Genomic DNA, 23235 nt, shown 5'->3' with positions numbered 1-23235 from the left:
CGATCAAAGAATCCACGAAAAAATGGATGTAAGAATGTTTTTGCGGGGCATTCTATGGTACAATACTTCTGTGGGAAAAATCCCTTTATAGAAGCTTATCAAAGGAGAAAACATGAAAAAGAAGCTTATTTGTCTAGGAGTCTTGCTTCTGGCGCTGACAGCTTGTGGACAGAAGAAACATGGGAAAACCGATTCTTCCAGTGTTCAAAAATCCAACAGTGCTAAAATTGAATCGTTCAATAAAGAAAATCGAAATTTGTTAGAGAAGGCAGAAGAGCAGCAAGTCTTTACCAAACACTTTGTTCTTCCAACAGATGAGAAAGGTATTCGCCAAGAGCAGACCATCACCTATCAAGGGGAACAATTACAAAAATTGGTCATGACCAATACCACTCCTGCTAGTGATGAATTGAAAAAAGCCATTCAAGAGGTCGGCCTCGAAGAAGCCCAACGATTGATGGTGGAGTCGATGGACAAGGATGAACAACTCAAACAAGCCCGGACTCTTCCAGGCTTTACCATTGAACTGACCGTACCAAATGAAAATGAATACCAAACGGTCATCACCTATGATTTCACCCAGTTGGATACTAAAAAAGCGGTTGAGTTAGAGTACTTCAAATCGGCTAATATTGCGGATTTGTTGAAGTTGACACCAACGGAATATATGAATAATCTACTCCGTAATGGAGCAAAAGAAGAATAAGGAGAAAACATGAAAAAATTTCTATTACTAGTCGTTGCTGGATTGCTTATCTTGGCAGGTTGTGGGAATTCTCAATCAAAAGGGGGCAAGTCCTTATCGAAAGATAGCGTCGTTACTCGGACCTTTAAGATTAACAGAGATGTCAATGAAGCTGACGAGGTAGCCAAACAGGAAATTACAGTAACCGTATCCTACCAAGGTAAGAAATACAAGAAAGTTTCTATCAAACTAGCGACTCATGTGTCGGACGAATTCAAAGATGAAGTCAAGAAATTGATCGATGCTGAGGATGATAAAGAAGGTGCCAAACAAGCCTTGATCGAAGGTTACGAAGGTGAAGGTGGCATTGATGAATTGAGAGACTACGATGGAATCACCGTGACATCAGATTGGACAGGTGAAGCAATGATCTCTGAGATTGAGATTGATCCTGATAAAGTAGACTTCGATGACATTAAAAACAGCGAAGACTTGGGAGAAATTTGCAAAATGATCAAGACCTATTCTCCAACGCTCTTCATCAAAAACATGGAAAAAAATGGTTTTAAAGAAGTAAAATAAAGTCATTGAAAACTGTAGAAGATTGCTTTCGGAAACAAGTGATGAAAAGTCCAAGAAAGCCCATGAAATCAGTAATTTTCGTTTGAGAAAGTATGGAAATTATGATATAATAGTATGAATATAAAGAAAGAGGGTGGTATTGTGGGATTTACAGACGAAACAGTACGTTTTAATCTTGACGATTCAAACCGTAAAGAAATTAGTGATACATTAAAGGATGTCTACTTATCTTTGGATGAGAAGGGCTACAATCCAATCAATCAAATCGTTGGTTATGTACTCAGTGGTGATCCTGCTTATGTACCTCGTTATAACAACGCTCGCAACCAAATTCGTAAGTACGAACGAGATGAAATTGTTGAAGAATTGGTTCGTTACTACTTGAAAGGGCAAGGGATCGATCTCTAATGAGAATTATGGGACTAGACGTTGGCTCGAAGACTGTCGGAGTAGCCATCAGTGATCCATTAGGTTTTACTGCTCAAGGTCTGGAGATTATTCAGATTGATGAGGAGAAAGGAGAGTTTGGTTTTGACCGTCTCTCTGAACTGGTGAAGGAATACCGGGTTGATCGTTTTGTCGTTGGTTTGCCGAAAAACATGAACAACACAAGCGGTACTCGAGTGGAAGCGAGTCAAGCTTATGGGAAGCGCCTTGAAGAGTTATTCAACTTGCCGGTTGAGTATCAGGACGAGCGTTTGACGACCGTTGCCGCAGAGCGGATGCTGATTGAACAAGCGGATATCAGCCGAAATAAGCGAAAAAAAGTAATTGATAAATTGGCTGCCCAGTTGATTTTGCAAAATTATTTAGATCGAAAATTTTAGAAAAAAGAGGAAATAAGATGGCACACAATCATGATCATGACCACAACCATGACGAACGCGAATTGATTACATTGGTAGATGAGCAAGGAAACGAAACCTTGTTTGAAATCCTTTTGACCATTGATGGAAAAGAAGAATTTGGTAAAAACTATGTTCTTTTGATTCCTGCAAATGCAGAAGAAGATGAAAACGGTGAAGTAGAAATCCAAGCTTACTCATTTACTGAAAACGAAGACGGAACAGAAGGCGACCTTCAACCAATCCCAGAAGATTCAGATGATGAATGGAACATGATTGAAGAAGTCTTCAACAGCTTTATGGAGGAGTGATACAGTCTGGGAGACTGTATCACCCCAACTCCAAGAGACTGGAAAGAGTTGGTAAGTTCAGTGAACATTTTTACCCTTGCGCTAGAAACAAGGACCGCAAGTAAGTCGGGGGACGTTTTTAGCCCAACTTCTAAAAATATTGGAAGTGAAATAAGAAACCAAAGAAATAGCAGAGCGTGAGCCAGCAACAAGGCTTGATCGCTCTTTTCTTTTAGGAGAAAGATATGAATCAAATTGAAGAATGGATGAATAGCCGAATTGGACTCAATTTTCGTTCAGGCTTGGGGCGGATGCAACAGGCTGTAAAGCTCTTAGGGGACCCTCGTGAAGCTGTTCCGATGATCCATGTGACGGGGACCAACGGTAAGGGCTCGACCATTGCGTTTATGCGCCAGCTATTCCAACAACATGGCCTAAAAGTCGGGACCTTTACTTCTCCGCATATTGTTAGTATGCATGATCGGATTTGTATCAATGGGCAACCAATTTCGGATCAAGATCTGATTCGCTTGGGTCAGAGCATCCAAGCGATGGAGTCTCAGCTTCTTGAGACTCACGACCAACTCTCTTACTTTGAAATCATCACCCTCTTGGCCTTTTTGTATTTCCATGAACAAAAAGTAGACCTGGCCTTGATCGAGGTTGGGATCGGAGGCCTCCTTGATACGACCAATGTCATCACAGGAGAGGTAGCAGTGATCACCTCAGTAGGGCTGGATCATCAGGAGACCTTGGGAGGAAGCCTAGAGGCCATTGCTAGGCAAAAAGCTGGGATCTTTAAAGCCGGGAAGCCGGCTGTTATCGGTCCACTGGCTAAAGAGGCTGAGCAAGTCTGCATAGAAAAGGCCCAAGCAATAGGCTGTCCGCTAGCTCGCTATGGAGAAGATTTCCAACTGGTGAAGGGCGTCTTTCAAGATGCGTACCATCGGTTTGACTCACTGAAAATTGGGCTCAATGGAGCTTATCAGGAAGAGAATGCTGCGGTGGCTCTCGAAGCCTTTCTCCTCTTCATGGAGCAGAGAGGTCTGGCGGTCGATGAAAACGGTGTTCGGGAGGCTTTGCAAGCGACTAGCTGGCCGGGTCGTCTGGAAAACTTTGACCAAGGCGTCTATCTAGATGGCGCTCATAACCCTCATGCCATCCATCGCTTGGTCGAATATGCCCGCACTTTTTCAGATAAGCGCGTGAAGATCCTCTTTGGTGCTTTAAAACGCAAGGATTACCAGGGAATGTTGGAGATCTTTGCAAACGATTTGCCGGAGGCGGACTTGACGGTGACGACCTTTGCTTATGGGGAAGTGGTCCAAGAGGCGGATAGCTTAGGCTATCCTTATGTGGCGGATTTCAGAGATTATTTGCAAGATTTTTATAGCCGACAAGATGGTCAAGAGGTGCTCTTTGTCACTGGCTCTCTCTACTTTATTTCCGAAGTTCGCGCATATCTATTAGAGCAGGGAAAGAATCCTTTATAGGTAGCAACTCTCATCGGCCAGTCATAAAGATTGACCAAAAACAGGCTCTAACGTATACTAAAGGTGAGCCACAAATGAACGGGGAAGTCCGTTGAAAAGTTGGCGCGAAAGGAGACCATCCATGACAAAGAAAGTAACTGCTTTATTAGCAACAGCTACAGTCCTCCTACTTGGAGCGTGTTCAAACCAGCAAACACCATCGCAAACGAACACGTCATCAAGTGCGACGACAACAACGGCAACTTCTTCTCAACAGACAACGACTAGTCCGCAGGTTAACCAAACAGTTCTGGACGGAACCTATATAGGAATGGATGAAAGCGATCAAGTGACCCTCGTCATCGCTGGTGATTCAGGGACTTGGACGGCTGTAGAGGTAGATGGAGAGCAAGAGCTGAAACAGGTCAAGCTAGATGCTGCCAACCAGATCCTCTTTATCGGAGATGATGGCTATCGCTATCAATTGGAGGGGCAACAACTGACCCTGAAAGAAGCGGATCAAGACTTGGGTAATCAGGATACGATCGTTCTGACCAAGCAATAAACTAGCAGAAGTGAGAGTGGGACAGAAATCCTAGCCTCTCAATTGTCTTTGGATTGTCGAGCAAGACGCAGTGGTTGAGTGGGCTCTACTACGCTGATTTTATCAGCTTTTACAGCCCTACTCAACTGTGCGGAGGTGGGACGACGAAATCGAATTCTAACGAATTACCGATTTCTGTCCCACTCTCTTTTTTCATTTTATCGGGTTTGCGCTCCCTTCTTAGAACTGGTATACTAGTAGGGATTATAAAAGAAGGAGAATGAGGGTGAGTTTTCGAAAGATTCGATTGTTAATGTCCAAATATGGGTTCAGTATCCTCTTTATGGGGTTTGAACTCTGGCTGTCCTTTGCGGCCTTCTTTTGGCTAAATGAATGGTTCCCAAATTGGATGTCTGTCACCATCATGGTTCTCTTGTATATCTCGACCATTTTGGCGATCGTCAACCGAAATATGCCTCCAGAGAGCAAGGTGACCTGGCTCCTGATTGCCGTCATCCCTGTCTTTGGTTCCCTTCTTTACCTCATGTTTGGGGAACGGCGTCTGTCCAAAAAAGAAATGGTCCAGTTGGAAAATATGGAATCCATGAATTTCCGTGAGGACAACAGCCGTGAGCTTCGCCTGCAATTGAAAGAAGAGAGTAAGAGCGTCTATGGGATGGTCAAGTCTATTCTGTCCATGGACCACAACGCAGACCTCTACAACGGGACGGCTTCGACCTTTTTCCCACTAGGGGACCAGATGCTCCCACAACTATTAGAGGATTTGCGCTCAGCCAAGAAATTTATCTTTCTCGAATTCTATATCATCGAGGAAGGTCTCATGTGGAACAGCATCCTAGAGATCCTACTTGAGAAAGTCAAAGAAGGGGTAGAGGTGAAGCTGCTCTACGATGATATTGGCTGTATGGCGACCCTGAAGGGAAACTACACCAGACGCTTGCGTAAGTTAGGCATTGATGCCCATAAGTTTAACAAGGTGGTGCCACGATTGACGGCGGCTTATAACAATCGAGACCACCGCAAGATCTTGGTCATTGATGGCCAGATTGGCTATACAGGTGGCGTTAACCTAGCGGATGAGTATATCAACCAGAGAGAACGCTTCGGTCATTGGAAGGATAGTGCAGTGCGCTTGGACGGCCGAGCCGTCAAGGCCTTGACGCGACTCTTTCTCATGAACTGGTACATCAACCAGGGAGAGATTGAAGATTTCGATAAATACCATATGGAAAACCAAGCGGTAGATGGAGAAGGCTTCTATATTCCCTTTGGGAGTGGACCGAAACCCATCTACAAGTCCCAGGTTGGTAAGTCTGTGTATCAGAATATCATCAATCAGGCAACAGACTATGTCTACATTACGACCCCTTATTTAATCATTGATTATGATTTGACGGAAGATATTCGAAATGCGGCTCTCCGTGGTGTCGATGTACGCATCGTGACCCCTTTCATTCCGGATAAAAAATTGATCCAAATCGTTACACGAGGGGCTTATCCAGACCTGATGGAAGCAGGGGTGAAAATCTATGAATACACCCCAGGCTTTATCCATAGCAAGCAAGTATTGGCCGACGATGAAGTCGCAGTAGTCGGGACCATTAACTTTGACTATCGGAGCCTAGTTCATCACTATGAGAATGCTGTCTGGATGTATCAAAGCCCAGAATTGACCAAGATCCGAGCGGATTTTGAAGAGATATTCTCCGTATCTCAGCAGATCCAGTTGGACACTTTCCGGATCACCTGGTATCAGCATTTGATCAAAGAAATTATGCAGTTATTTGCGCCCATGCTATAGTTGATAGGCGATTAGATCCCTTCTCAAGAGAAGGGATTTTTTTATTACGAAGGAGAGACAAAATATTACAATTTCCTTACATAGGCTTGTCTAAGAATGTTCAAGGGGGCTATTTTTGGTATAATGAACATAATCTATAAAAAATAAGGAGAACTTATGAAAAAGCTCGTAAAATATGGTGTCTTACCAGCCTGCTTGTTGTTGGCAGCTTGTTCGTCAAAACCAGCTACTGAGAAAAAACCAGCCAAAGAGGACAAGGTAGAACAATCTAGTGAATCAAAAGAAGAAAAAACAAAAAAACAAATTGAGAAAGATGGAGATATCATTCTTCGTGCCATCTTCACTGACCATTCTTCTGGTTTCACAACTTTGATGGGAACATCGGTTGACAAGTGGAAAAAACAAATTACTGAAAAATTTGTTGATGAAAATGCATCAAAATATCTACCTGCAGAAGACTTCACGCTTGAACTGACAACTGAAACATTCACTCCAGAAAAAATCTTGGAATTGTTTGACCAAGCTCGTTTCAAAGTGTTAGCAACGATTGGTGATGACTATGAAATCACTAAGGTTGAAGACGAAGGAGATACTGCGACAGTTACCTTCAAATCTCGTGCGATTGCAACACGTGACTTGGCTAACTTGATCAACCGTGCAAAATCTAGTCTGTTTGAAAACGGAATTGAAGATGTTAAAAAATTAGAAGACAACACAGATCCAGAACTAGAAAAACGCTTGTCTCTATTGAACAACTTCTTGTTCTATTATGCCTTTGACCGTTTGAATGAAGACTTTGGTTACATCGAACCACGCGAGTATACTTTGGAATTGACTAAAACCAAAGAAGGACGTTACATCCTTAGCGATGAAAGCTTCCTTGAATTGCGTAAGGAAATCTTTGTAAACGAATATTCTGCTGATGGAGCTGAAACTCGTAAAGGAAGCAATTCCTCACAGAGTGACTCAACTAGCAAGGATTCAGATACAAGTTCAACCTCAAAAGATAAAGTATAAATCCATAAAAAAGGTGAGTTTCCTCACCTTCAGATTGAAGATAAAGTCTTCCGAAAAACTTTCCTTAGGTGAGTGCGGACGTCAGCGAACTTCGAAGAAGTTCCATGACTTAGTTTTGAGCCCCCTCGCTCTTTAATTTCTGGGCTCGGGCTAAAACAGTTTCCCAAACTGTTTTACTCTCAAAACTCCCGAGTGCCTGAAACTATTGTGTTTCAGGCACTTTTCTCACAGCGGAAAGTTTTTAATCTTCTTAAATGGCAAAATAAATCATTTTTGAAGAGTAACTAGCTGTTTTATGTAAAATAATAGTTTATCTACATTCAAAAAGGTGAGTTTCCTCACCTTTTTTATTTACTCATTTCTTTGTCCCATATTGCTGTACAGAGAGCTCAGAATAGTATAAAATTAATAGTGGAGAATTGGGCCTAGATTCCAATTTTTAGGATGATTTTATGTTATAATATTTAAGAAAATAGTATGGGGGATAAAATGAATCAAAGCAGAAAAAACAAACGCTCAACTAGAACTAGCAGTTGGGATCAGCTACGGATTGTCAATAGCGGTCTCTGGGTCTTAACGCTACTTGTGGCTGGGCTCTTTATTTATAATGTCTTTAGCTACAATATCCTAGCCTTCCGTTATTTGAATATCCTTGTGACGGCCTTGCTGGTTGGCGGACTTTTTTTAACCTTGGGTTTGATCCTTGCAGGCAAGGCTAAAAAGACGACGCTATTTTTATTGGTCCTAGGCTTGCTAGGAACCTCTGTGGGAACCTATGTTACCCAACAGTTGGTCGATGTCGCTGGAAATGTGAACAGAAATGCCAATTATACAGAGTTTGAGATGGCTGTCTATGTTAAAGCAGATAGTCCAATCCAAGATATCAAAGAAATCAGCAGTGTGGCAGCGCCTACGGGGAATAATAATGCAGATGATCTGATGGCCCTAGTAGAGGAAGTGAAGAAAACGCGCCAGCATGACCTGACCATCGAAGATGTGGAATCTTATGCGGCAGCCTACCAGGCCCTACAAGAAGACAAGACGAAAGCCATCGCCTTGAATAGTACCTTTGAAGATACTGTAGCAAGTGTGGATGCTGACTACGCAAAAAAATTAAAGAAAATCTACTCTTACAAGATCCGTCGCCAAGTGGAAACCAAGGCGAAGGCAGATGCCAATGCGGATACCTTTAACATCTATGTCAGCGGGATTGACACTTACGGTCCAGTCACTTCGGTTTCTCGGTCTGATGTCAATATTATCATGACGGTCAATCGAAAGACCAAGCAAGTCTTGCTGACCACGACTCCGCGTGACGCCTATGTTCCAATTGCTGATGGCGGGAACAACCAAGGGGATAAGTTGACCCACGCTGGGATTTACGGAGTAGATGCGTCTATTCATACCTTAGAAAATCTGTACGACATCAAGATTGACTACTATGTCCGCTTGAACTTCACATCCTTCTTGAAGCTTGTCGACCTCGTCGGAGGGATTGATGTAGAAAATGATCAAGAGTTTACAAGTCTACACGGGAACTACCACTTCCCTGTAGGGAAAGTTCACTTGAATTCGGAACAGGCCCTTGGCTTTGTCCGTGAACGCTACTCTCTCGAAGGTGGAGACAACGATCGTGGGAAGAACCAAGAAAAAGTCATCGCAGCCATTATCCATAAATTAACATCGACCAAAGCATTGAGCAATTACAACGAAATCGTTTCTGGTTTACAAGATTCCTTGCAAACCAATATGCCCTTGCCAACCATTATGAATTTGGTCAATACACAGTTGGAGACTGGTGGAAGCTACAAGGTGACTTCACAAGCTGTCACTGGACAAGGACGAAATGACTTGCCTTCATATGCGATGCCAGGATCTGCTCTTTACATGATGGAGCTGAATGCTGATAGCGTGGCACAAGCCAAAGAAAAAATAAACCAAACCATGGAAGGAAAAAACAATGATTGATATTCATTCACACATTGTCTTTGATGTGGATGATGGACCAAAGACGATCGAGGATAGCAAGCTCCTCATCGAGGAAAGCTACCGTCAAGGGGTTCGTACCATCGTTTCGACGTCCCATCGTCGAAAAGGGATGTTTGAAACCCCAGAAGAAAAGATCTATCAAAACTACTTGGCAGTAAAAGGGATGGTAGAGACCTATCTGCCTGAAATGAAACTGCATTTCGGAGCAGAAATCTACTATACGCGAGATATCCTAGAAAAGCTAGAAGCCGGGACTATTCCAACGCTTGCTGATACCAGTTTTGCCTTGATCGAGTTTAGTATGGCGACCCCCTACAAGGAGATTCACCAGGCCTTAAGTGCAGTTTTGCGCTTAGGAGTGACTCCGGTGGTTGCCCACATTGAACGCTACCACTGTTTGGAAAAAAATGAAAAACGGGTGCGGGAATTGATCCGAATGGGATGCTATACCCAGATCAATAGTTCGAGTGTCCTCAAGCCTAAGTTGTTTGGTGATCGCTATAAGTTCATGAAACATCGTGCCCAATATTTCTTGGATAAGGACTTGGTCCATTTTGTTGCCAGCGATATGCACAATGTTGATCAGCGCCCTCCATACATGGACCAGGCTTATCAGTTGATTGAAAAACGCTACGGTAGTGACCGGGCGCGTGCCCTTTTTGTTGAAAATCAGCAAACATTATTGGATGACGAATTGTTTTAATCATCAAGTTCCATCACGGAGATTGAAAAGGAGAAAGTGAATATGAAAAACCAAGAGAGCAAAGAGATCGAATTGGATGTGGTCTCCCTCTTTAAAACCTTATGGCGTCGTAAATTCTCAATTCTAATTACGGCCTTGCTATTTGCGATCGGAGCCCTAGGCTACAGCGCTTTTGTAGCGAAAAAGATCTACCAAAGTACCAGCCGTATCTACGTAGTCAGCCGTCAGAATCAAGAAAACAATGCCTTGACCAACCAAGATCTTCAAGCGGGATCCTACTTGGTTAAAGACTATCGCGAGATTATCCTTTCTCAAAACGTCTTGAACCAGGCTATTGAAGAGTTGAAGTTGGAAATGACGCCAGCAGAGCTTGCTAAGAAAGTCTCAGTAGCAGTTCCGACAGATACTCGGATTTTGTCTATCACAGCATCAGATCCAGATCCCAAAGAAGCAGCTCGGATCGCGAATGGTTTGAAAGATGTAGCGGCAGAAAAAATTATTGCTGTAACCAAGGTGTCTGACGTGACGACTTTGGATGAGGCTGTCGTACCGCAAAATCCTTCTTCACCAAATATCAAACGAAATGTTGTCATTGGCTTTGTCCTTGGTGGTGTCTTGATTTCCATTCTGGTGATCTTGTCAGAGGTATTGGATGACCGTGTGAAGAAACCAGAAGATATCGAAGAAGTGATGGGCATCACACTATTAGGTGTGATCCCTAGTGTGAAGAAACTGTAAGAGGGAGAATTCATGGCAACCTTAGAAATTGTAAAAAGCAAATTAGCAGCGATGACTCAGGCTGAAGAGTATTTCAATGCCTTGAGTACCAATATTCAGTTGAGTGGGACCAATATTAAGGTCGTTGCCATCTCATCTGTGCAACCAAACGAAGGAAAATCAACCATTTCTACGAATTTGGCGACCGCCTTTGCGCGTGCGGGCTATCGTACCTTGTTGATCGATGCGGATATCCGTAACTCGGTCATGACAGGTGTCTTCAAGAGCCAAGGTCGTGTCGCAGGATTGACAGAAGTACTTTCTGGGAAGAGTGAGATCTCTCAAGCGATTGCGACGACAGATTATCCAAAACTGGATGTGCTCCTGGCAGGGCAGGTTTCTCCAAATCCAACGGGTCTCTTGCAAAGCAAAAACTTCGAGGTCATCATTGAGGCACTTCGCAATCACTATGACTATATCATTGTCGACACCCCACCAATTGGGATGGTGATTGATGCGGCGATTATTGCTCAACGCTGTGATGGTAGCTTGATTGTGACAGCAGCAGGAGCTGTTAGTCGCAAGGCTGTTCAAAAGGCCAAAGAGCAACTGGAGCAGACAGGGACACCATTCCTAGGAGTGGTCCTCAATAAATTTGATATTCAATTAGAAAAATATGGTTCCTATGGTAATTACGGGAACTATGGCAATTACGGGAAAAAGAGATAAGGGATAGGATAGGGATATTATGACAGAAGGAAGGGGATTTCACAAATTTGCTTTGGCCTTTGTTCAAAGCTTACCAGTCTTAGTTGTGGCTTATTTGTTTAGTTTTGTGACAGAGACAGAAATCCACTCTAATACAATTTTCTATCTGTATTTGTTGCATTACGTAGCCTTTTACGTCAGTGATTACAACCAAGATTATTTCAAGCGGGGGCACCTGGTTGATTTCTTACAAACCTTGAAATACAGCTTGTGTTTCGCGCTTGCCATCAGTTTTTCGAGCTTCTTTTTGGAGGAGAAGTTCTCCCTCTCCCGTCGGGGGATGATTTATTTTCTAGTGCTTCTTACTCTGACTCTTTACTTGATGAACTACCTCATCAAACGCTACTGGCGACGATTCTATTATAGCCTCAAAGGAAGTCACAAGATTCTCTTGATTACAGCGAATTCTCGTCTGGATAAAGTCCTGGATCGGCTTCTTTCGTCAAATGATAGCGGTGGGGAAGTGGTAGCGGTCACTGTATTAGACCGCCCAGACTTTCAACACCGCTCTGTTCGGGTTGTTCCAAAGGAAGACCTATTGACCTTTGCGACCTATGAAGTGGTAGATGAAGTCTTTCTCAATCTTCCAAGTGAAGAGTATGATATTGGGGAGTATGTCTCACAATTTGAGACGATGGGGATCGACGTTACCGTCAACCTCAATGCTTTTGATTTGAACTTTGCTGGTAACAAACGGATTCGAGAAGTGGCTGGGCTCAATGTCGTCACCTTCTCGACCAACTTCTACAAACCTAGCCACGTGACCGCGAAACGTGTGATTGATATCTGTGGTTCCTTGGTAGGCTTGCTTCTCTGTGGTTTGGTGGCGATTGTATTGGTTCCTTTGATTCGTAAGGATGGTGGTCCTGCTATTTTTGCCCAGAAGCGGGTCGGGAAAAATGGCCGCTATTTCAAATTTTATAAGTTCCGTTCAATGTATGTCGATGCAGAGGAGCGGAAAAAAGAATTGATGGATCAAAACACCATGACCGGTGGCATGTTCAAAATGGACAATGACCCTCGGATCACGCCGATTGGCCGCTTTATCCGCAAGACCAGTCTGGATGAGCTACCCCAATTCTTTAATGTCCTAAAAGGAGACATGAGTCTGGTTGGAACCCGTCCGCCAACAGTGGATGAGTATGAGAAATACACTCCAGAACAAAAGCGCCGCTTGAGCTTTAAGCCTGGTATTACAGGACTCTGGCAAGTGAGTGGACGCAGCGAAATTACAGACTTTGATGAAGTGGTTCGCTTAGATGTATCTTATATTGATGATTGGACCATTTGGTCAGATATTAAAATCTTGCTGAAAACGATCAAAGTTGTATTTAAACGAGATGGAGCGAAGTAGAAAATGAGTAAAGTAAGACAGATTCAATTAGGAGAGTTGTCCTTATTAGAAAAGTATATTGAGATTTGTTCAAAGTACAATCTTCGCTATTATGCTTTAGGTGGGACTCTATTAGGAGCGGTTCGTCACAAAGGATTTATTCCTTGGGATGATGATATGGATTTGGGAATGCCTAGAAAAGATTATGAAAAATTCCTGGAAATTTGCGAAAAGGAATTACCAGATCATGTTATCCTAAGAATCCATGACGATAATTTAGGTAACACCTCTATCATGGATACTTCCCTTCAAATTGAATTTGGTGGGGTTGTGTGTAGTCCGTTTATCGATGTGTTTCCTTTAGATGGTTATCCGTCAGATGGTTTCCACTATTTCTTGCATACTAATAAAATCAAGTATTACCGTGCCCTTTCAAAAATATCTGTCATCAATCGATTGCACAATCGGGACCGAGGATTCTTTGAAAATTCAATTGTGAAGGTTTCTAAGATCCTTCACTTGGACAAATTATTAAATACAGAAAAAATTAATCGGAAATTACAGAATACGATTAAACAGTACGACTTTGAGACAAGTGCTCTTGTCGGAAACGTCTTAGGATCCTATCGCGAGAGAGAGTTGGCCTATAAAGAGGTGTTTGGGGAGCCACAACTCCTTGATTTTGAAACCATTAAAATCAGTGGACATGCTGATCCGGATGCTTATCTGACAAAGATTTATGGCGATTATATGAAGTTGCCAGAAGAATCAGAGAAAAAAGGTCACTTTGAATCCACTTGGGGAGAATAAGCTTGAAAAGTTTTACAATGATGGGGGTCAGAATTGACCCTTTAACAATGGCAGAAACCGTTGCTGCTACAGAACAATTCGTACGAGATAAAAAACCGCTCCATTTGATGGGGGTCAACGCAGACAAGCTCAATCAATGTGCGACAGATGAGGCCATCAAGAAGATTGTCAATGAGTCTGAAATCATCAATGCAGACGGTGCTTCTGTTGTTCTCGCGGCACGCTATTTGGGCTATTCTGTGCCAGAACGCGTGGCAGGCATCGATTTGATGCAGGAATTGCTTCATTTGGCCAATGAAAAAGGCTACTCTGTCTACTTCTTCGGCGCAAAAGAGGAAGTCTTGACAGATATGTTAACTATCTTTAAAAAGGATTATCCGAATCTCCGAGTAATGGGGCATCGCAATGGCTATTTCTCTGCTGAAGAGGAAGAGGCTATTCAAGAAGATATTCGTGAGAAGAATCCAGATTTTGTTTTTGTCGGCATCACCTCTCCTAAAAAGGAGTACTTGATCCAGAAGTTTATGGACAATGGAGTGAACTCTGTCTTTATGGGAGTGGGAGGAAGCTTTGATGTCCTCTCAGGTCATATCAAGCGGGCACCTATGTGGATGCAAAAAGCCAATCTGGAATGGTTGTTCCGTGTGGCCAACGAACCCAAACGGCTCTTTAAGCGCTATTTTGTTGGAAATGCCACTTTTATTAAGAGAGTAGTACATGAAAAACGGAAAGCAAAAAAATAATATCCTTCACATTTCGCGAACCATGGATATCGGTGGGGCGGAACGTATTGTCTATCAGTTGGCGACAGATCTTAAGGATGAATTTGATCAGGTTCATGTCGCATCAACTGGTGGATTGTGGGAAGAAAAGCTAGCAGAGAATGGGATTCAACACCATCGCATTTTAGACGTCGATAGCAAACAGCCAGCTACGGTGCTCAAGATCCTTGCTAGTCTCTCCAAGATCATCAAAGAAAATGAGATTACTCTTGTCCACACCCATCACCGGATGGCTGCTTTCTATGTTCGTTTGTTGCAGATGCGCCATCCGAAATTGATCCATGTCTATACAGCCCATAATGTTTTTAAGGACAAATTGCCACTATACAAATTTGCCCTAGGCAAGGCTCGAACGGTTGCTGTCAGTCAAGCTGTCCAGGAAAATATCCTTAATGATGTAAGGTCGAAAAACTCTATTGTAATTTATAATGGAGTGAAAATGAAACAAAGTAAGCATACAGTAAATGAAATTACTCAGTGTGACGGTATCAAAATAGGTTGTATCGCTCGCCTTTCCGAACAAAAAGGTCTGCCCTATCTGATCCAAGCCATGTCACTAGTGGCAAATCCAAGTGTGTCCTTGTTTCTTGTCGGTGACGGAGAATTGAAAAATGATTTGATAAATCAAACAAAAGGGCTCGATCTGGAAGAAAGAATTCATTTTTTGGGCTACCGGAGTGACGTTGTAGAATGTATCAATAGCTTTGACTTTTGTGTTCTTCCATCAGTTTTTGAAGGATTTGGATTGGTTGCAATCGAGGCCTTTATGAACGGCAAAACGATGATCGCAACAGATATTCCAGGTGTGAACGAAGTAGTGAATTCTGAGAATGGGATCCTCGTCCCAGCTGAGAATCCACAAGCCTTAGCTCAAGCAATTAAAAAATTGGCAGAGAATCCTGAGGAAAGAGCCTCTTTAGCTGCTCAAGCAAAGAGAGATTATGATAACAAGTTTAGCTATCCGATCTTTTTAAACAACTATCGCAACTTTTACCAATCGATGAGGAAGGGCTCAAAATGAAAAAAGTAATGTTGGTGTTTGGGACGCGTCCAGAAGCCATTAAAATGTGTCCTTTGGTGAATGAACTCAAGCAGCACAATACGATTGAAACCGTAGTCTGTGTAACAGGGCAGCACAAGGAAATGTTAGAACAGGTCTTGGATGTCTTCCAAGTCACTCCAGATTATGATCTTGGTATCATGAAGGCCAACCAAACCTTGTTCACCATCACAACCTCTATTTTGGAAAAAATCCAACCAGTTTTGGAGCAGGAGCAACCTGATATTGTCCTCGTCCATGGGGATACCACCACCACCTTTGCGACAGCTTTGGCGGCCTTTTATATGGGCATCAAAGTGGGGCATGTGGAAGCAGGTTTACGGACATACAATCTTCAAAGCCCTTATCCCGAGGAGTTTAATCGTCAGGTTACCTCCATTGTGGCAGACTATAACTTTGCACCGACCCAAGTTTCAAAAGAAAACCTCTCAAAAGAGGGGCGTACCAATATCTTCGTTACAGGAAATACTGTTATTGATGCCTTAAAAACAACGGTAAGAGAAGACTACGACCACCCTATATTGGAGTGGGCAAAAGGGAGCAAGCTCATCATGTTGACGGCTCATCGTCGCGAAAATCTTGGAGAACCAATGGAACACATGTTCCGTGCGGTCAACCGGATTTTGGATGAGTTTGAAGATGTCAAGGTGGTCTATCCCATCCACAAAAATCCAAAGATCAGAGAATTGGCTAGCAAGATTTTTGGAGAGAATGAGCGAATGAAAATCATTGAGCCCTTGGAAGTGATTGATTTTCATAATTTCATGAACCAAAGCTATATGATTTTGACAGACTCAGGTGGCGTCCAAGAAGAAGCACCTTCTTTAGGAAAGCCTGTCCTTGTCATGCGCGACACGACAGAGCGCCCAGAAGGTGTGGCTGCAGGGACTTTGAAATTGGTCGGAACAGAAGAAGAAAACATCTATCGCAACTTTAAACTCCTTCTGGTAGACCAAGACGAATACAAAAAGATGAGCCAGGCAAGTAATCCTTACGGGGATGGAACAGCTTGTCAACAGATTGTAGAAATTATTATGAAGGGATTAGCATAATGGAAAAGGTTTCGATTGTCATACCGGTCTATAATGTCGAGGAGTATTTACAGTATAGTGTCGGTAGTCTTAGACAACAGACCTATTCAAATATTGAAATCATCCTGGTCGATGATGGATCAACCGATCGATCAGGAGAAATTTGTGACCAGTATGCTCAGGAAGATGACCGTATTCGAGTGCTCCATCTTCAAAATGGAGGATTATCTAATGCTCGAAATACAGGAGTAAAAGCTGCGACAACTGACTGGATTATCTTCCTTGATTCAGATGATTATTATGACATTAGAACAGTCGAATATTTGGTTGGCTTAAAAGAACAGTATAAAGTTGACCTTGTATCGACACCGGTTATTGAAGTCAGAAATCATGAGGACAAGGATTTTTCAGGAGATCTAAATGAAAAAAGTTCAAGGAAATTAGATCGTCATACAGCCCTCAAAGAAATGTTCTATGGTCACCACGTTGGAACTCATTCAGGAGGAAAACTATACAAGAAAGAGATCTTGCTCCAATACCCCTATCCAGAAGGAATGATCTACGAAGATTTGGCTGTTGCTTATGAACATATTGCTTGTTGTGAGGAAATTGCAGTTAGCGATCTAAATCTTTATAAATACTATCGAAGACCAGGGAGTATCGTCAATTCTTCTTATAGCGATCGGCTCTTGGATTTCTACAAGGCCATGGAATGGAACAGAGCCTATGTCGAGCGAGACTATCCTGATGATCCGGAAATGAAAAAAGCGCTCAATACCCGCTATGTCTTTAATGGCTTGCATGTGGTCCATGCTATGCTGGGTTCTCATATGTATGATCAGGTTAACAAAATTCGCAAAGAGTATCGTCGCTATTGGAAAGATATTCTAATCAATTCACATATTACAAGAAAAAATAAACTCAAATACCTTCTTTTGCTCCTTTCTCCTCATTTGTATCAAAAGGTAAGAGCAAGACTAGGCTAGATTGTTAAATAGCCATGTTCTATAGAAGGAAAAAGAGACAAAACAGGAGGTTTAGGATGATTTATGCAGGGATTTTAGCAGGTGGAACAGGCTCACGGATGGGGATTACGGATATGCCCAAACAATTTTTGGATTTGGGTGGACGTCCTATTTTAATCCACACGGTTGAGAAGTTCTTATTGGTTCATGAGATTCAAAAGATTGTATTGGGGATTCATCCAGACTGGGTGACCTACACAGAAGACCTAGTTGACAAATACTTGGCCTCTTACAAGGACCGGATCTTGGTTGTAGAGGGAGGAAGTGACCGCAACACTACCATCGAAAACATCATCCTGGCTATCGATGAGCTGCAGCCTTTGACAGATGAGGACATTATCGTCACCCATGATTCGGTTCGTCCCTTTGTCAGCCTAAAAACCATCCAAGAGAACATTGAATTGGCCAAGAGCCATGATGTTGTGGATACAGTGGTCGAAGCGACCGATACCATTGTTCAAAGCTTGGATAATACCTTTATCACGGATATCCCAGAGCGCCAATATCTCTATCAGGGTCAAACCCCTCAAACCTTCAAAATGAAAGACTTTCTTACCTTGTATCATGATTTAAGTGACCAACAAAAAGAAGTCTTGACTGATGCCTGCAAGATCTTTGTCATTAATGGCAAAAAAGTTGCCCTTGCCAAAGGGGAATATTCCAATATTAAAATTACGACGATTACAGATTTGAAAATTGCACGCGGTATGATTGAGGACAATTAATATGTTGAACCAAATCTTTCAGCTGACCCAGCCGAAAAATATTACCATCAAATACCAAGAAGAAGACATGAGCCGTGGAGACAAGGTGTTGATTCGCCCCTATTACATGGCTATTTGTCATGCGGACCAACGTTACTATCAAGGGAAACGGGATCCTAAGGTGCTTAAAAAGAAATTACCCATGGCCCTGATCCATGAGTCGTCTGGTATCGTGGTAGCGGATTCTACGGGAACCTATCAACCAGGACAGATTGTGGCTATGGTTCCCAATCAACCTCCTCATCAAACAGAGGGTGTCTTCTTTGAAAATTATTTGGAGGGGACGCACTTCTTGTCTAGTGGCTTTAATGGCTTTATGCAGGAAGTTGTTGCCTTGCCACTGGATCGTGTAGTGGCTTATCCAGAGGAAGTTCGGGGTCCTGTGACAGCCTTAGCGGAATTTAGTAGTGTTGCCATGCATGCCATTCATCGCTTTGATCTCATTGCCCACCAACGAAGAGAGTCCGTTTTGATTTTAGGAGATGGTAGTCTTTCATATGTGGTTGCGACTTCTTTGCACTATCTATACCCAGATTTGAAGATAACTGTAGTTGGGCGCAACAGTGATAAACTGCAATTGTTTAATTTCATTCATCAAGCAATTTTGACCAGCGAGTTGACAGACGACCAACGGTTTGATCACGCCTTTGAGTGTACTGGTGGCCAAGGAAGTGAACCAGCCATCAATGATATTATTGATCATATCAAGCCTCAAGGAACCGTGATGTTAATGGGGGTTAGTGATAACCGGGTCGCAGTTAATACAAGAGATGTTCTTGAAAAGGGATTGACCTTTGTGGGGTCTTCTCGCTCAGGTCGTGAAGATTTCGAGCGGGCTGTAGAGATGCTGGCTAATCGTCGAGTCCAAAGTCGTTTGAAAAACATTATTCACGTTGATGGAGAAGTTCAAACCATTCCAGATATTCACCGAGCTTTTGCGACGGATTTGATCACACCGTTTAAAACGGTCTTCAAGTGGGGATTGTAGACAGTCATGAAAGTGTTAAAAAATTACGCCTATAATCTCTCCTACCAGTTGCTGGTGATTATCTTGCCGATTATCACCACCCCTTATGTAACACGGGTTTTTAGCTCGAATGACTTGGGGACCTATGGCTATTTCAACTCCATCGTCACCTATTTTATCCTCTTGGCGACGCTAGGAGTGGCCAATTATGGAACCAAAGAGATCTCAGGACATCGGAAAGATATCCAGAAGAATTTCTGGGGGATTTATACCCTCCAGTTGGGGGCTACGATTTTATCTCTTACCCTTTATGTTCTTTTGTGTCTCACCCTACCTTCCATGCAAAATCCTGTTGCTTATATCCTAGGACTTAGTTTGGTTTCTAAGGGACTCGACATTTCTTGGCTCTTTCAGGGATTAGAAGATTTTCGCAAGATTACGGTTCGGAATATCACGGTCAAACTAGTTGGAGTCATCTCCATCTTCTTGTTTGTCAAATCTGCCAATGATCTGTATCTCTATGTATTCTTACTGACCATCTTTGAGCTCTTAGGTCAGCTCAGTATGTGGCTACCTGCTCGGGAGTTCATTGGGAAAGCCCATTTTGATATGGCTTATGCACGGGTGCATTTGAAGCCGGTCATTCTGCTCTTTTTACCGCAGATTGCCATTTCCCTCTATGTCACCTTGGACCGAACCATGCTGGGGGCTCTCGCCTCTACAAAGGATGTGGGGATTTATGACCAAGCCTTAAAACTGGTCAATATTTTGTTGACCTTGGTGACCTCACTGGGCAGTGTCATGTTGCCTCGGGTATCGAGTCTCTTATCCTCAGGAGACCACAAGGCGGTTAATAAGATGCACCAAATGTCCTTTTTGATTTATAATTTGGTCATTTTCCCCATTATTGCCGGCATGCTAATCGTCAATGATGACTTTGTTCAGTTCTTCCTAGGGAAGGACTTCCAGGATGCGCGTTATGCCATTGCCATCATGATTTTTAGAATGTTCTTTATCGGATGGACCAATATCATGGGGATTCAAATTCTGATCCCTCATAATAAAAATAAAGAATTTATGATTTCGACTACTGTACCTGCCATTGTCAGTGTCGGATTGAACCTCATCTTCCTACCAAAACTGGGCTTTATTGGAGCTGCGATTGTCTCAGTGTTGACAGAAGCTTTGGTATGGGGGATTCAACTCTACTTCACACGAGCTTATCTTAAAGAAGTGCCGATTATAGGCTCAATGATGAAGATTGTGCTCGCTTCAGGCCTCATGTATGGTCTCTTGCTACTAGTCAAGTCCATTGTCCATTTTTCGCCGACTCTGAATGTCGTTCTGTATGCTGGACTAGGTGGGGTCATCTATGGAACCTTGATTTTACTCTTCAAGGTGGTGGATGTGAAAGAGTTGAAACAGCAATTTACGAAACGTGCATAGAGCAAGACTCATCCATAAAGATGGAAGAGGTACTTGCTAGACGAAATAATGGTAACTATGAAAAGAGAGGCCGAGAAAGGAAAGATAAAAGATTCTTGATCAGCTTGGATATAAATAGTGAGATGGACACTTCTGTCTGGCACAAGACGAACCTGTCTCTTGTTATCCGTGCTTTCTTGTTTTTTATCAATGTATTATCAATATGTTAAAAATGAAATTTGACGACCTCCTCGTTAGTGTTGTCGTAGCTATCGTCATATTCTTTAATACCCTATCAACAACGATGTTGAATAAAGGGATTTTTCACATGAATGCAAGCACTCTTTTGTTAGTAGTCTTACTATTAGCATTGCGATTTTGGAACAAGATTCATGTTTCTTATACGTACTTGTTATTTTCATTAGCCTTACTATCAATTGGTGTCCTCGTATTTGTGAAAACTGGTAGACTCAATTTTTTAGTCTATTCCTTATTGATGTCCTTGTTAATAAGTGCAGATAGGAAGGTTGTTTTACGGACCTATATCTTTGTTGGTGGAAGTATTCTTGTATCAGTCTTCTTCCTGTCTCTTTTAAAAGTTATTCCGAACTTGCAATATAGTCGGGGAGGCGTTATTCGGAATTCCTTTGGGTTTATCTATCCTACGGATTTTGCCTCGCACTGTTTTTATCTTTTCATAGCGATTTCTTATCTGTTGAAGAATCGTTACATCTGGTTACGGACCCTGAGTGGGCTTTTCTTGGCCGTCTTTCTCATCAAGTTTTGTGACGCTCGGATGAATGCTTATTCACTGCTTGTAGGAACCTTGGTTTTTGTTTTCTTTTATTTAACCAAGGAAAAGAAAATTGGGCTCTATGCCCTCATGCCCTACTCAGCTGCGCTCTTTTCTTCCCTCATTCTCTATCTGACTTATCACTTCTCATGGACTTCGCCTTTCTATGTAAAAATCAATCAATTTATTACAGGGCGCTTAGCCTTAGGGAAAAATGCCTTTAATTTATACGAATTGAATTGGTTTGGAACCAGAGGCGTTCAATTTATTGGTTCAGGGGGAAGTACAGAGTCTGTTCTCAGCTACAACTATGTTGATTCTTCCTACGTTCAAATGCTCTTCACTTATGGTATTATTCCGGTACTTGCTTTGATTTTAATTTATGTTCTAGTATCTAGGGATGAATTCAAGAAAGGGAGATATCTTTACGTTGCTATTCTTTCTTTGATCACTGTCAACTGTATGATTGAAGCCTTTTGGTTTGTACCTTCTTATAATATTTTTATGTTTATCCTCTTCACTCGAAACACGGTGGATGTTAACTCATCGACAACAGTCGGTGAGTCAGCATTAAGTTAGTGATAATCTCAGCAGTCGTTGGAGGACTCATATAAGGTAAAAGAATACGATTGTTGGACATGTTTTTGTATCAGTTCGAAGCATGCTAAGTTAAAAACTGATGACTATATTTTTAAAGGGAGACAACTATGTACGATTATCTGATTGTTGGTGCTGGTTTATCGGGGGCAATTTTTGCTCATGAGGCGACCAAGCGTGGTAAAAAAGTAAAAGTCATTGATAAACGGGACCACATTGGTGGCAATATCTACTGTGAAGAAGTGGAAGGGATCAATGTTCACAAGTATGGTGCCCACATTTTCCATACGTCTAACAAAAAAGTGTGGGACTATGTCAACCAGTTCGCTGAGTTTAACAACTATATCAACTCGCCGGTGGCTAACTACAAGGGGAGCCTCTACAATCTTCCCTTCAACATGAATACCTTCTATGCTATGTGGGGCACTAAGACTCCTCAAGAAGTCAAGGATAAGATTGCTGAGCAAACAGCTGATATGAAGGATGTTGAACCGAAAAACTTGGAAGAACAAGCCATCAAGTTGATTGGTCCGGATATCTATGAAAAGTTGATCAAGGGCTATACAGAAAAACAATGGGGACGTTCTGCCACAGACCTTCCACCATTTATCATCAAACGTCTTCCGGTTCGTCTGACCTTTGATAATAACTACTTTAATGACCGTTACCAAGGGATTCCAATCGGTGGCTATAACGTCATCATCGAAAACATGCTGGGTGATGTGGAAGTAGAGCTTGGAGTTGACTTCTTTGCCAATCGTGAAGAGCTAGAAAGCTCAGCTGATAAAGTTGTCTTTACAGGGATGATTGACCAGTACTTTGACTACAAACATGGGGAGTTGGAGTACCGTAGCCTTCGTTTTGAACACGAGGTCTTGGATGAGGAAAACTATCAAGGGAATGCCGTGGTCAACTATACCGAGCGTGAAATTCCATATACTCGGATCATTGAGCACAAGCATTTCGAGTATGGAACTCAACCTAAGACAGTTATCACACGTGAATACCCAGCTGACTGGAAACGGGGAGATGAACCCTACTACCCAATCAATGATGAAAAGAACAACGCTATGTTTGCCAAGTACCAAGAAGAAGCCACTAAAAATGACAAGGTGATCTTCTGTGGGCGCCTAGCAGACTATAAATACTACGACATGCACGTGGTCATTGAGCGTGCTCTAGAAGTCGTGGCAAATGAGTTTGATTAAGAGAAA

The 23235-nt window shown here is 42.4% G+C and carries 24 protein-coding genes; all 24 read left to right on the top strand.

The features are described from left to right. The first annotated feature begins 112 nt into the window (after window positions 1-112). Window positions 113-706 carry an SP0191 family lipoprotein gene (locus tag QM873_RS06920; protein ID WP_313964793.1) on the top strand — a complete coding sequence of 198 codons (594 nt, stop codon included), beginning with the start codon at window positions 113-115 and terminating at the stop codon, window positions 704-706. 9 nt (window positions 707-715) lie between these two features. Then, window positions 716-1267 carry a hypothetical protein gene (locus tag QM873_RS06915; protein WP_048715629.1) on the top strand — a complete coding sequence of 184 codons (552 nt, stop codon included), beginning with the start codon at window positions 716-718 and terminating at the stop codon, window positions 1265-1267. A 141-nt stretch (window positions 1268-1408) separates the two neighbouring features. After that, complete coding sequence (locus QM873_RS06910; protein WP_006597020.1) at window positions 1409-1675, top strand: IreB family regulatory phosphoprotein; 267 nt, start codon at window positions 1409-1411, stop codon at window positions 1673-1675. After that, window positions 1675-2094 (top strand): Holliday junction resolvase RuvX, encoded by a 420-nt coding sequence (gene ruvX / locus QM873_RS06905; protein ID WP_414279049.1) that lies wholly within the window; start codon window positions 1675-1677, stop codon window positions 2092-2094. Before QM873_RS06910 ends, ruvX begins: the two co-directional genes overlap by 1 nt. Before the next feature lie 17 nt (window positions 2095-2111). After that, window positions 2112-2423: a DUF1292 domain-containing protein gene (locus QM873_RS06900; RefSeq protein WP_006595405.1), complete on the top strand. Its 312-nt coding sequence runs from the start codon at window positions 2112-2114 to the stop codon at window positions 2421-2423. 224 nt (window positions 2424-2647) lie between these two features. Continuing rightward, entirely contained in the window at window positions 2648-3895 is a 1248-nt protein-coding gene (locus QM873_RS06895) for a bifunctional folylpolyglutamate synthase/dihydrofolate synthase (RefSeq protein WP_414279048.1), read from the top strand. A gap of 121 nt (window positions 3896-4016) precedes the next feature. Further along, a complete protein-coding gene (locus tag QM873_RS06890; RefSeq protein WP_414279047.1) occupies window positions 4017-4439 on the top strand; it encodes an SP_0198 family lipoprotein in 423 nt (140 codons plus the stop codon). 265 nt (window positions 4440-4704) lie between these two features. Then, window positions 4705-6240: a cardiolipin synthase gene (gene cls / locus QM873_RS06885; protein ID WP_414279046.1), complete on the top strand. Its 1536-nt coding sequence runs from the start codon at window positions 4705-4707 to the stop codon at window positions 6238-6240. A 156-nt stretch (window positions 6241-6396) separates the two neighbouring features. Beyond that, a complete protein-coding gene (locus tag QM873_RS06880) occupies window positions 6397-7257 on the top strand; it encodes a hypothetical protein (RefSeq protein WP_414279045.1) in 861 nt (286 codons plus the stop codon). A 489-nt stretch (window positions 7258-7746) separates the two neighbouring features. Next, window positions 7747-9225: an LCP family glycopolymer transferase CpsA gene (gene cpsA / locus QM873_RS06875; RefSeq protein WP_414279044.1), complete on the top strand. Its 1479-nt coding sequence runs from the start codon at window positions 7747-7749 to the stop codon at window positions 9223-9225. Further along, window positions 9218-9949, top strand: a complete 732-nt coding sequence (cps4B, locus tag QM873_RS06870; RefSeq protein ID WP_414279043.1) for a capsular polysaccharide biosynthesis protein Cps4B — start codon at window positions 9218-9220, stop codon at window positions 9947-9949. The genes cpsA and cps4B overlap by 8 nt, the downstream gene beginning before the upstream one ends. A 42-nt stretch (window positions 9950-9991) precedes the next feature. Next, window positions 9992-10687, top strand: a complete 696-nt coding sequence (locus QM873_RS06865; protein ID WP_129269790.1) for a Wzz/FepE/Etk N-terminal domain-containing protein — start codon at window positions 9992-9994, stop codon at window positions 10685-10687. A 12-nt stretch (window positions 10688-10699) separates the two neighbouring features. Beyond that, on the top strand, window positions 10700-11395 hold the full coding sequence (locus tag QM873_RS06860; protein ID WP_048715614.1) for a tyrosine-protein kinase: 696 nt from the start codon (window positions 10700-10702) through the stop codon (window positions 11393-11395). Between the two features lie 19 nt (window positions 11396-11414). Continuing rightward, a complete protein-coding gene (locus tag QM873_RS06855; RefSeq protein WP_129822572.1) occupies window positions 11415-12788 on the top strand; it encodes a sugar transferase in 1374 nt (457 codons plus the stop codon). A 3-nt stretch (window positions 12789-12791) separates the two neighbouring features. Continuing rightward, a complete protein-coding gene (locus tag QM873_RS06850) occupies window positions 12792-13577 on the top strand; it encodes a LicD family protein (protein WP_414279042.1) in 786 nt (261 codons plus the stop codon). A 17-nt stretch (window positions 13578-13594) separates the two neighbouring features. Continuing rightward, window positions 13595-14320: a WecB/TagA/CpsF family glycosyltransferase gene (locus QM873_RS06845; protein ID WP_414279068.1), complete on the top strand. Its 726-nt coding sequence runs from the start codon at window positions 13595-13597 to the stop codon at window positions 14318-14320. Beyond that, window positions 14295-15380 carry a glycosyltransferase family 4 protein gene (locus QM873_RS06840; protein WP_129269798.1) on the top strand — a complete coding sequence of 362 codons (1086 nt, stop codon included), beginning with the start codon at window positions 14295-14297 and terminating at the stop codon, window positions 15378-15380. The genes QM873_RS06845 and QM873_RS06840 overlap by 26 nt, the downstream gene beginning before the upstream one ends. Continuing rightward, on the top strand, window positions 15377-16471 hold the full coding sequence (gene wecB, locus QM873_RS06835) for a non-hydrolyzing UDP-N-acetylglucosamine 2-epimerase (RefSeq protein ID WP_154854281.1): 1095 nt from the start codon (window positions 15377-15379) through the stop codon (window positions 16469-16471). Before QM873_RS06840 ends, wecB begins: the two co-directional genes overlap by 4 nt. Next, the gene (locus QM873_RS06830) at window positions 16471-17436 is read left to right on the top strand and encodes a glycosyltransferase family 2 protein (protein ID WP_129269802.1); all 966 of its coding nucleotides are present in this window, start codon (window positions 16471-16473) and stop codon (window positions 17434-17436) included. The genes wecB and QM873_RS06830 overlap by 1 nt, the downstream gene beginning before the upstream one ends. Window positions 17437-17492: 56 nt before the next feature. Next, window positions 17493-18200: an IspD/TarI family cytidylyltransferase gene (locus QM873_RS06825; protein ID WP_129269804.1), complete on the top strand. Its 708-nt coding sequence runs from the start codon at window positions 17493-17495 to the stop codon at window positions 18198-18200. Between the two features lies 1 nt (window position 18201). Beyond that, window positions 18202-19227 carry a zinc-binding dehydrogenase gene (locus QM873_RS06820; protein WP_154854284.1) on the top strand — a complete coding sequence of 342 codons (1026 nt, stop codon included), beginning with the start codon at window positions 18202-18204 and terminating at the stop codon, window positions 19225-19227. A 6-nt stretch (window positions 19228-19233) separates the two neighbouring features. Beyond that, window positions 19234-20652: a flippase gene (locus QM873_RS06815; protein ID WP_126404956.1), complete on the top strand. Its 1419-nt coding sequence runs from the start codon at window positions 19234-19236 to the stop codon at window positions 20650-20652. Between the two features lie 202 nt (window positions 20653-20854). Then, on the top strand, window positions 20855-22003 hold the full coding sequence (locus tag QM873_RS06810) for a polysaccharide polymerase (RefSeq protein ID WP_129269808.1): 1149 nt from the start codon (window positions 20855-20857) through the stop codon (window positions 22001-22003). Window positions 22004-22131: 128 nt separating this feature from the next. Then, window positions 22132-23229: a UDP-galactopyranose mutase gene (gene glf / locus QM873_RS06805; RefSeq protein ID WP_129269810.1), complete on the top strand. Its 1098-nt coding sequence runs from the start codon at window positions 22132-22134 to the stop codon at window positions 23227-23229. The last annotated feature ends 6 nt before the right edge of the window (window positions 23230-23235 follow it).

The organism is Streptococcus australis (genome assembly GCF_047463015.1).
In the GTDB taxonomy this organism is placed as follows: Bacteria; Bacillota; Bacilli; order Lactobacillales; family Streptococcaceae; genus Streptococcus; species Streptococcus australis_F.
This window is presented reverse-complemented; position numbering and strand designations above follow the sequence as displayed.